The organism is Microcoleus sp. A003_D6 (assembly GCF_036702825.1).
Classification (GTDB): Bacteria; Cyanobacteriota; Cyanobacteriia; order Cyanobacteriales; family Microcoleaceae; genus Microcoleus.
The window spans coordinates 35,009-44,910 of the sequence record NZ_JAUBWA010000056.1; the positions used below are offsets into that span (position 1 = coordinate 35,009).

Annotated in this window: 11 protein-coding genes; 7 read left to right on the forward strand and 4 right to left on the reverse strand. The window is 42.3% G+C overall.

Annotated features, from left to right (window positions below):
* Positions 1 to 4 precede the first annotated feature (4 nt).
* The gene (locus QUB70_RS16875; RefSeq protein ID WP_332982073.1) at positions 5 to 517 is read right to left on the reverse strand and encodes an HAD family hydrolase; all 513 of its coding nucleotides are present in this window, start codon (positions 515 to 517) and stop codon (positions 5 to 7) included.
* Between the two features lie 85 nt (positions 518 to 602).
* Here QUB70_RS16875 and QUB70_RS16880 point away from each other — a divergent pair, with 85 nt between their 5' ends.
* The 5 genes from QUB70_RS16880 to QUB70_RS16900 all read left to right on the forward strand — a co-directional run bounded on the left by QUB70_RS16880 (position 603) and on the right by QUB70_RS16900 (position 4,011).
* The gene (locus QUB70_RS16880) at positions 603 to 779 is read left to right on the forward strand and encodes a hypothetical protein (protein ID WP_332982075.1); all 177 of its coding nucleotides are present in this window, start codon (positions 603 to 605) and stop codon (positions 777 to 779) included.
* A gap of 28 nt (positions 780 to 807) precedes the next feature.
* Entirely contained in the window at positions 808 to 1,416 is a 609-nt protein-coding gene (locus QUB70_RS16885) for an MATE family efflux transporter (RefSeq protein ID WP_332982078.1), read from the forward strand.
* A gap of 141 nt (positions 1,417 to 1,557) precedes the next feature.
* Entirely contained in the window at positions 1,558 to 1,962 is a 405-nt protein-coding gene (locus tag QUB70_RS16890) for an NUDIX hydrolase (protein WP_332982079.1), read from the forward strand.
* A gap of 17 nt (positions 1,963 to 1,979) precedes the next feature.
* Entirely contained in the window at positions 1,980 to 2,849 is an 870-nt protein-coding gene (locus QUB70_RS16895) for a hypothetical protein (protein WP_332982082.1), read from the forward strand.
* A 271-nt stretch (positions 2,850 to 3,120) separates the two neighbouring features.
* Positions 3,121 to 4,011, forward strand: a complete 891-nt coding sequence (locus QUB70_RS16900; protein WP_332982084.1) for a M48 family metallopeptidase — start codon at positions 3,121 to 3,123, stop codon at positions 4,009 to 4,011.
* Between the two features lie 152 nt (positions 4,012 to 4,163).
* Here the strand turns inward: QUB70_RS16900 and QUB70_RS16905 are convergent, their stop codons facing one another.
* Genes QUB70_RS16905 through QUB70_RS16915 form a run of 3 tightly spaced genes read right to left on the reverse strand, consistent with a single transcriptional unit; the run spans position 4,164 to position 7,428 of the window.
* Positions 4,164 to 5,159 carry an NAD-dependent epimerase/dehydratase family protein gene (locus QUB70_RS16905; RefSeq protein WP_332982086.1) on the reverse strand — a complete coding sequence of 332 codons (996 nt, stop codon included), beginning with the start codon at positions 5,157 to 5,159 and terminating at the stop codon, positions 4,164 to 4,166.
* A 25-nt stretch (positions 5,160 to 5,184) separates the two neighbouring features.
* On the reverse strand, positions 5,185 to 6,738 hold the full coding sequence (locus tag QUB70_RS16910; RefSeq protein WP_332982088.1) for a PfkB family carbohydrate kinase: 1,554 nt from the start codon (positions 6,736 to 6,738) through the stop codon (positions 5,185 to 5,187).
* 51 nt (positions 6,739 to 6,789) lie between these two features.
* The gene (locus QUB70_RS16915; RefSeq protein WP_332982089.1) at positions 6,790 to 7,428 is read right to left on the reverse strand and encodes an SIS domain-containing protein; all 639 of its coding nucleotides are present in this window, start codon (positions 7,426 to 7,428) and stop codon (positions 6,790 to 6,792) included.
* A 537-nt stretch (positions 7,429 to 7,965) separates the two neighbouring features.
* Here QUB70_RS16915 and QUB70_RS16920 point away from each other — a divergent pair.
* Both QUB70_RS16920 and QUB70_RS16925 read left to right on the forward strand, forming a co-directional pair.
* Positions 7,966 to 9,258, forward strand: coding sequence for an AAA family ATPase (locus tag QUB70_RS16920; protein ID WP_332982090.1), 1,293 nt, complete (start codon positions 7,966 to 7,968; stop codon positions 9,256 to 9,258).
* A 4-nt stretch (positions 9,259 to 9,262) separates the two neighbouring features.
* Positions 9,263 to 9,766, forward strand: a complete 504-nt coding sequence (locus QUB70_RS16925) for a hypothetical protein (protein ID WP_332982091.1) — start codon at positions 9,263 to 9,265, stop codon at positions 9,764 to 9,766.
* Positions 9,767 to 9,902: the final 136 nt, after the last annotated feature.

The window sequence follows — 9,902 nt, forward strand, 5'->3', positions numbered from 1 at the left end:
CAAACTACTTGTCTTTTAAAAATCCGAAATACTCTAATCCTTCTAAAATGCCAGCAGCACAGTCTACCATTTGGATTGCCAAGCCTTGGCTTTTGAGGATTGCTTCTAACTGAGGCAACACCGTGTAAAAGTCATCTGGGTTGGCAAAGTAGCTGACTTTGAGGGGAGTCTGCTCAATCGGAGGCTGGAGAACGAAGGTGGGAAATAGTCTTGCTACCTCAACCACCTGCTGTCGGTTCCAACCCTCCCGGAGCTTGGCAGTCCATTCTGGGTCAGGGGTATGACTACCTTGATAGTAAATCTCCGTACCAACGGCAAGCACCAGTATATCGGGTTCTAACAGTGCTTTTTTCGCTATCAGTTCTTGATAGAGGGGGAGCGATCGCCCTGTAGCATAACAAATAACCGTACCGTAGGTTCGACGCTGCTCGCTCAACCACCGATTCAAGTTTTCCAAGGCGACATCATCGCCAACCAAGGTATAATCCAAATCCGTGACAAATAAACACTTAGCCACTACTCTTGCCTTAAAAATGCTACTGCTCTAGCACCACGCCAAAACGTTTATTATTATCAAGCTATGTTAAGTATTTAATCAAGTTATGAACCTTGCGCCCCCAAGCCAGTATGACTTCCTGCCTCGCTTCTACCGCCTAGCGATCGTCAATGTTCTGTCCAACATCATGGTGCCGCTATCGGGTTTAAGCAGCGTGGCTTTTTTGGGTCATCTGACAGAAATCCACTCTTTAGCCGGGGTGGCTTTGGGTAGCATATTATAGAGATATACTTATTAGAACTTTAACTGAAGTGGCCACCTTTACCATCTTTGGCAATCTCAGTGCCACGATGGGGACAGTTCTTTTTACCCAGAATACCTTGTTGATGCAGATAGGGCAAATGAGCGTCTACTTTACTAATGGACTCGGTTATGCCGTCGAAACATTGAGCGGAAACTTTAAAGGTCAGGGGGAAAAGGAGAAGTTTATCCCTTTAGTGAGAGTTTCAGTGGCAAGCAGCTTGTTAGTAGGATTCAGCTTTGCCGCAGCGTGTGTATTCTTTCCTCAAAATATATTTGGGCTGTTGACCAACCATACTGAAATTACTTCAGACATTAATACATATGCTTGGGGTTTAATCTTCTTACTGGCATTTTCTTCAGCTTCCACGATGCTGGAAGGATATTTCTTAGGTTTAGCCCAAGGGGATATCATTCGCAACGTCAGCTCGATCGCCACTGTTGTTGGATTTGCCCCATCAGCTATAGCCGCTTGGTACTTCCACAACAATCATATTTTGTGGCTGTCGGTGTCGTTGTTCCTGTTTGCCAAAACGGCTCTGCTGGCAGTGTACTTAGCAAAATCGCTTAGCAGCGATGCCAATACCGAGCCTGTCTCTGGGGCGCCTGTCGGAAATTAAGACTCTACAAACTATACGGGTTTGGGACGGGATGCTTTCTACCTTTTCTTTCGCTCTAGACAAATATAAAAATATAATTATATTTTTCGTCTCGCCCTATCCTTGTCCTACAATCTTAGAGTCCGCTATAACAAACTTGCAATGAGAGAACCACCAGGATCTGACATTATTCTTCTCAACAGTCAGCAGCAAGTTTTACTCGTACTTCGGGATAATAAAACCTTTATCCCTTTTCCGAATACTTGGGCATTACTGGGAGGGTATCTAGAAGAAAATGAGCCTCCGGAAGTAGCGATTCGCAGAGAACTACTTGAGGAAATGGAACTAGAGCTAGGTGAAGTAAAATTTTTCAAGTCTTATGTGTGGGAAGAATGCGATGAACACATTTTTTGGACTCAAATAGATTTAGATATCTGTAATACCAAGCTTCACGAAGGTCAGAAATTAGCTTACTTTAGTCGAGAAGAAATCGAGCATCTTGATTTTGCCTCTCACTATCATGAAATAATAGCGGAATTTTTTGATAATTTAGCTAAAATTATATAACTAAGCATTAATTAAAGATGATGAATAATCCAATGAATGAAAACTTCACGACTGTACTGCCGGAAAATATTGCAAAAGGACTTGCACAGGCTTTGGATCGACTACCAGGGGGAAAAACCGCGAAACTAGAGAAACCCAATGTGGAAGGGGCGTTCAATCACATCTTATTAATTACAACAGAGAAAGATCGCTACGTTTTTCGTGCTAGACGCGAGAGTTCTTCAGAAGAAATTGAGGCATACATGAGGTATATGTATGAAGCTACTAGCTTTTTAGAAGCTGGAGGAATATTTAAACTCAGGAATATTGCTGAAGAAATTGATTTTCTCAAAAGCGCACTGGCTGTAGGCTTACCTGTTCCTAAGTTAATTCATGCGGATACAGATTGGATGCTGATTGAATATATAGAAGGGAGAACGTTCCATGAATTTGTCAAGGCTGGAGAAGTAGAAATTATCCTCAAGATTCTGAAGGAACTTAATTTAGCTCACAGACAGGGAATCATTTATGGCGATCGCTGGGGCGATAATGAAATTATAGACTCCCAGGGAAACGTTCGCATGATTGATTTTGATATTGAATGGTCTTACGAGGGAGTCAGCAGTGGAATTGTTGAAGCTTTAGAAATGGCGGTTCCCATTTTTCATTCTCTGAGACTGACAAGCACTCGAAATGATTTATTAAAAACAGTTCAAAATGATGCCTTGCCATTGCTGAAATCTTGGGGCTATAAAATTGATATAATTGGGAAGTTTATTGAAGGTTTTTGTAACTTCTACCTTGACCCCAATAAGCCAAGTAATGTCTGGTCTTTACCACCAGAATTGTATGTCTCAATGACTGAACCAGCAAATCGATTGATTGCCATGTTTGCTGAAGCTGGATAAACGCTACTAAAATATGCGGAACTACAGGAAGCTGTCGTACCCCGCCAAACCAAAAATGATGGCGGGGTATAATAGACATATTGCATGAATCAATCTTCATTCCCAAATTTGATGGGGCAAACGAGCAATCATATGTGTTTACCTGTGTACTACGCAGAAGCAAGCTACCTCTGTGGTGAAAAACTCTAAAATTTCGGCATTGCTGAATCGAGAAATGAATGGCTAAGCATGATGAGGAACAGGCACATTTCCTAGAGGAGGTCTATTTAGGATGAAAAAAGTCTTATTAGGATTGAAGTCAGAGACTTACGAACATCCTTTCGATCGCAAAGCTTTAGCGTCTCTAGAAAAGATGCCTGGAGTTTCTTTATTGCTGAAGAAAGTGAATGAGTACGGTATCGATCGCCTACTCCGTTTGCAATGTTTGGGCAGTGATTTTCGCGTGACTCCCAACAATTTTCCGGGGTTGTCTCAGGCGTTGGAAGAAACTTGTGAAATTCTCGATTTATCTCCCTGTCCAGATTTATATTTGTTTCGCGGTTGGGGGCATATTATTACCGTTACGATTGGTATTGAAAGTCCAATTATAACGGTGAATTTAGAAGCCTACGAATGGCTTTCTAGCCAGGAACTGATTTATGTATTGGGGCATGAAGTCGCCCACATTAAGAGTCAGCATTTGCTCTATCATCAAATAGCGATGGTGATGCCGCTTTTAAAGAATTGGGTGAATGCAGCTACATTAGGATTTGGCGGTTTGGCGGCTAATGGGGTGGAACTGGCGTTCTGGAATTGGTTAATGATGGCAAGGTTTACAGCGGATCGGGCGGCGTTACTGGCTTGTCAGGATGTGGATGTAGCGATTACCGCGTTGATGAAACTTGGCGGTTTACCCAGTTGCTATGTAACGCCGGAAGCGATCGCTGATTTCCTCGTTCAAGTGCGCGAATTTAGCAACAACAATGTAGAGTCTCAAGGTACACTTACTAAGTTACTCAGTTTCAACGATTCCAGAGAATCTTGGGTCGTGATGCGGGCTTCGGAACTCCTAAAATGGGTAGATTCAGGAGACTATAAAACCTTACTCGAACAACCCAATCAACCGCCACCATTATTATACCCAGACGATACAGAAGATTGGAATTTTCTAACGTCTTGGTAAATTTTGTATGCTATAGCAAAGTGCTGAGTAATGAACAGATGAAGGCGTTGCTAATTCCTGGGATGAAATAAGACTAGATGCTTGGAACTTCGTTTTACATCATCTCGCTTTTGAGCAACGCCAAAATTTCTATTCACGCAAGAGGTCTAATCTCAATTTAAGTTGAGATCCTTCATCATTTTAACGTTATAGTAACGGCTATCTGTTAGAGCATTTGGAATTTGATTTGATCGAAAGGCTGCTACTAAATCCTGAATTGCCTCTTCCACCGTATGTGAAGGCACAAATCCCAATTCTTTCTTGATTTTTTCTGAGGAAATATGGTAAGAACGAAGATCGTTAGTGGGTGTGGTGACGATTTCTACAGATCCCACTACCTTATGAATCATCTCAGCAATTTCCATCAAGGTATGATTTTCGTAGCCAGCATTGAAGATTTTCCCATCGATAGCTTCATCTGACCATTGGAGAGACTTGAGATAAAGATCGGTCATATCCTCAATATGAATATTGGGGCGTTTCTGCTGGCCGCCAAAAACTGTAATCTTGCCATTGTTGATAGCTTGAGTGGTGAGAATATTGACCACTAAATCTAAGCGCTGGCGGGGAGAGTAGCCGCACACTGTCGCCGGACGCAGCACTAAAGTGACAAATCCTGGTTCTCGCTTACTCAGCAATACTTCCTCACATAAAGCCTTGTAACGGGAATAGTCTGTCAAAGGCAGAAGCGGCAAGTCTTCTGTAACATTGTCGGTTTCTTTAATCCCGTAAACGCTGGAAGAAGAGGCATAAATAAATCGCTTGACTCCTGAATCTTTCGCTACATCCACTAAGTCAACAAACGCATCATAATTAATTGAACGACCCAAATCCGGATCTAATTCAAAACTCGGATCGTTGGAGATGCAAGCTAAATGAATCACCGCATCGCATCCCGGCATCACTTTTTCAAGCAGTGCGCGATCGCGGATATCTCCTTGAATCTCCTCCAGATTTGGATGATTTTTGACAGCAGCTAGCACATCTGTCCCGTAGATATAGAGATCTAGCACTTTGACTCGATATCCAGCTTGCAGGAGTTTAGGAACTAAGACAGCTCCCACATAACCTGCACCACCCGTAACCAGAACTTGTTGCATCGAATTCATAGATTGATTGGTTCCTGACAGTCTTCTAGAACGTACAAATTGTTTTGGCGAACTTCAATAAGCGAGCTTTCTCCACAGGCTTTTCATTCCCCAGTATATTGGCAGCGATCGCTCCTGCCAAATTCCCCAAGAACGACCCCAGCCTTAGAGGTAAACCTAACTTGGCGCTCAAACTAGCTAGGGCAAAAAAGGCATCTCCTGCACCTGTAGTATCTTTGACCTGTTGTGTCATAGCAGGAGTCATTTCCAGTTCTCCATGTGCCTCAATTCCCAAAGATCCGGAATCGGCTATTGTCAACCAGCCTTGTTTCGCCCCTAAATGGGATTGCAAAAGCTTCAGTAGTTCGTTGCGATCGCCGTATCGATTAGAAAAGGCAAGGCGAAGCTCCTGCTCGTCTATACAAAATGTATCGGCTCGTCGATATTTACTGATTAGGTTGTAACCGTAATTGGCACTGTTGGTTTGGCAGTTAACAGCTAGGAACGGTGCTTGAGCTTGAACCAGTTCCATCACCGATGAATCAATTAATCCATGACCATAGTCAGCCAAAACAACTATATCGTAGCTTTTGATGGACTTCTCCAAAGAATCTAAGAGTTTTTGGCGCTCCTGGGGTGCTAGTCCGTCTTCATCTATAGAATTAATCGCAAAGAGTTGCGTATAACCCTTTGTTGTGCCTTGCTGTTCAATATAACGGCATTTGGTTATAGTGGAATAGCCTTCTGCCTGATGCAAATTTAGATGAAGCGACGAATCATTGATATGATTTGCAATCAAGCGATGCACATCAGGTTCACTCCCGATCGCACTTGCTACTGTAACAGAATTAGCGAAACTGGCAAGATGACGAGCAATGGCAAAAATTCCTCCCAGGTGCTGTTCTTTTTTCACAAATCGAGTGGACGGCGCTCTACCTTTCGATGTTAATCCTTGAACAGTACAGTGAACAAACTCATCAATAATGACATCGCCAAGCACTAAAACCTTAAGCGGCTGCATCGCCTCCACAGCCTCTGCGATTTGCTCATACGGATACTGCTGAGTCAAATCCCTAGCGTAATCCTTTAATTCAGCAGGGACAACATTAAGGTGATTGTTAATTAATTGCGTTGAGCTAAATGTGATTTCATTGGTATAACGAACATCGCCCCCAAAAGCTCTAACCTGGGCGACTTCTTTGTCAATATTATGGGTTACATCTTTGCTTGCATCAGCATATTCATCTCCCTTGCAGTAAATATGGGGACGCACTTTCTCAATCACCTCCAACGCCGTTACCTTCGGGGTTAAGATAACGTAATCAACGCAAGCTAGTGCGGCTAGAGAACTCAGACGCAGCTCATCAGAAAATATCGGTCTTCCCGGCCCTCGGTTAACGTATGGAGTAGCTGTGAGGGAAATCACTAATAAATCTCCCATCGCTTTAGCGGCTTGCAAATGAGCGATGTGTCCTGGGTGAAGTAAATCAAACACTCCATTACAGAGGACGATTTTAGACCCTTGTTGTCGGTAGCTATCAAGTACCTCTGCACAGGTTTCAAAGTCAAGATACTTTTCTGTATTGATTGTTATTTCCATTGAAACTAAGTTTCCTCAAGTACATAATCAATGTTTTACCTTTGGTAACGATTAAAATGCTTCGTCTTCAACAATGCTCAGAGAGCTATCTCGATCAGAACTAGGCAAAGTCCCCTTAACCAAACCATCTATAATACAGTGACAAATGCACAGATGCATGATTTCTGCAAAACCGTAGGACATAGTCGGAACGTAAAAATTCAGATGTCCAAGTTGACGCAAAGGGTTATTGGGTTGGAAGGCAGAGAGGGTAATTACTTGACAATCCCTTTCTATCGCTTGGCGAACGCCCGCAAGGATGTTTGTTGACTCTCCCGAACTGCTAATCGCAAACAAAATATCTCCAGATTGAGCAAATAGAGAAATTGGTTTGCTAAAAACCTGTTCGTAGCCGAAGTCATTACTAACGGCTGTCAGTGAGGCGCTATCGTTGAAGGCGATCGCTCGAATATTACCATTACGCCAATAGTCAACTGCCTGATGGCTGGCTATACTTGCACTCCCCCCATTACCAATGAACATAACTTTTCGCTGCTGCTGATTTTGTCGATGTACTAAATCAGCCGCTCGATTTATCCCTTCAGAAATTGAGAGAGATTTACCTTGACGATCGGTTATCTGAAACTTCTCACCCAAGGCAGCTAGTTGGCGAAAGTAATGAATGGAAAACGGCAGTGGTTGGGGTAGCATTGAATACATAGATATTCTGTTATTTACTGAGGGGTGACAACGCCTCTGAAACCTTGATGGGTTAAGCATTTAGGCTTCTGAACCTCGCTCAAGATAACAACAACTATTATGACAGGTTGAGTGACATTATGAGGGTAGCGCTCGCCACCGATTTTCATCCCACAAAAAACATTTTCCTTGTGGAACGGGCCGGAGAGCCCGTTCCAAAATTTGATTAAAAGGACTTTTGCAAGAGGTCTAATAACAATTAAAATTGTAAGTTATTTAATTTGCGATCCTTAATGAAGCAATCGCTCTTGTGATGAGAGCTTTACATTTTGTGACATTAACGTACATGACGAAACACAAACAAACAAGCGGATATCGATTCAGGCAGCTAGTTTGCAGTGTTTTGATAGTGCGGGCCATTTGGAACGTGCCTCAATGCGCTTGGGCAGATGCTAGCTAATAAGTAAAATCAAGTATAATGTTAGAGTTACTGAATTGTTATATGGTTAGAGTAACTTATAACATTCCTAATAAAGCAGAGGAACTTAAGTGGCAAAAATAGAAGGATTTAGGGTAATAAATTACCGCTCGCTGCGTGATATTACTATGGGCAAGCTGTGGAATACCCAAAATGCCCAGGCACTAACGCCAATGACAGCCGTTATCGGTAAAAATGGTGTTGGGAAAAGCACGCTTTTCGACACTTTTGGCTTTCTTGCAGACTGCTTAAAAGGGGGAGTCGAAGAAGCCTGTGATTCCCGCGGGCGGGGAGGTTTCGAGAGAATTAGATCGCAAGGACAAAAGGGAAGTGTTGAGTTTGAGATTTACTATAAACAGGATGGTAACGCTCGACCAATGACCTATGAGTTGGCAATAGACCTTGACTCTTCCGAAAGACCCTATGTAAAAAAAGAAAGACTTAGACAGCGGAGAAAAGGACAAGACAGAGGACAACCTTTTTCTTTTTTGATTCTAGATGAAGGTAAGGGTGTAGCCTGGAAAGGTGAAGAAGGAGGCAAGTTAGTTGATGAAGATCGAGGAGAATTTGATGTTACTAATTTTATAGAAGAAATCCAAATAGCTGAGACATCAGAAGAAAGTAAAGAAAAGGAAATAGTTGAACTTGACGACAAGCGAAAACTGGGAATTGCTACTTTGGGAGCGCTCAAACAACACCCAAGAATTTCCGCATTTCGTAGATTTATCGAAGAATGGTATCTCAGCTATTTCACACCAGACGCTGCCCGTAGCTTACCTCTGGCTGGGCCACAAAAACAATTGAATATTCATGGAGACAATCTAGGAAATGTGGTTCAATTTATGGAGAGAGAGCATCCTAAGAAATTCCAATCAATTCTGCAAAAAATCTCTAGTAAGATTCCAGGGTTGGAAAAGATTAGCACCGCAAAAAGTCCAGACGGTAGACTTCTGTTGCGGTTCAACGATCGAGGTTTTAAAGAACCGTTTTATGCTCAACAAATGTCAGACGGAACACTGAAGGTATTTGCCTATCTCCTTCTTTTAGAAGACCCCTCACCACCGCCATTTTTGTGCATTGAAGAACCAGAAAACAAACTTTACCACAAGCTTTTAGAAATTCTAGCCCGAGAATTTCGACAACACGCTACAGCTAAAAAAAGTGGCTCGCAAGTATTTGTTACAACACATCAACCCTATTTTGTCGATGCTCTTAACCCTGAAGAGGTTTGGCTACTTGAAAAGGGCGAGGATGGTTTTTCTACAATCAGACGAGCTAGCGAAGATTCTCTCATTAATAACCTTGTTTCTGAAGGATTGCCCCTTGGCGGACTTTGGTACAGCGATTATCTAGATAAAAGGTGAATAAATGCACTTTGAGATACTTGTCGAGGATATTTCTGGAAAAACGGCTCTTGAAATTCTTATACCAAAGATTATCAGCACCGAACAACACACATTTAATATCCATCCTTACAAAGGAATTGGGCGTATTCCTACAGATTTAAAATCTGCTTCTGACCCGAAAAAACGAATTCTGCTCGACCAGCTTCCGAAAATAGTTCAAGGATGGGGTAAAACATTATCTGACCCTGATTACTCTTTTGTCCTCATTGTAATTTGCGATCTAGATAACCGATGCCTCAGTACGTTTCGCAGAGAACTACTTGACCTTGTGGATAAGTGCAGTCCTAAGCCAAAAACGCAATTTTGCATAGCAATTGAAGAAGGAGAAGCATGGTTTCTAGGCGATTTAGCAGCAGTTAAGGCAGCTTATCCGAAAGCAAAAGAAGCAGTCCTAAATTCTTACACTAATGATAGTATCTGTGGGACGTGGGAGAAGTTAGCTGATGCGGTGTTTTCCGGTGGTTAACAAAAATTATCTAAACAAGGTTGGCAAGAAGTTGGTAAAGAGAAGTCAAATTGGGCTAACAATAGACCTCTTGCAAAAATCCTTTTCATCTATTGATGGGACGGGCAAGATGCCCATCCCACAAGAGTTATTTTTT